Annotated in this window: 1 protein-coding gene; it reads right to left on the reverse strand. The window is 60.5% G+C overall.

The features are described from left to right. Positions 1-139: 139 nt before the first annotated feature. Positions 140-324: DUF6074 family protein (locus KH400_RS30490; RefSeq protein ID WP_217228770.1), on the reverse strand; the 185-nt coding region annotated here is incomplete at its 5' end.

A 324-nucleotide genomic window follows, 5' to 3' on the forward strand; every position in this document is an offset into this window, starting at 1 on the left:
ACAATGAAGAGCCAACCCAACAGGAAGTGTTGCTGACACCCGACCTGGTGGTGAGAAACTCCGTCGCAGCACCTTCACGGCGCAGCCACAAGTCGCGCGATAAAAGCTAGATGCCGATCGGAGGGATTGCGAGAGGCCTTTAGTACGTGTCACGGCGTGCGGCTTCTTCGGTCTGGGATTGCGCCCAGAGCTGCGCTTGGACCGCGTTCTGGAATTCCATGACCTCGTGGCGCATGGCTGTGTCGTCGTAGCCGAGTTCCGTCAGATGCGCAGCAAGCGCGCGGCACTCATCCCGCCAGAACCGGTTGGCCTGATCCCCTTGGA

The organism is Desertibacillus haloalkaliphilus, from assembly GCF_019039105.1.
GTDB classification, from domain to species: Bacteria; Bacillota; Bacilli; order Bacillales; family KJ1-10-99; genus Desertibacillus; species Desertibacillus haloalkaliphilus.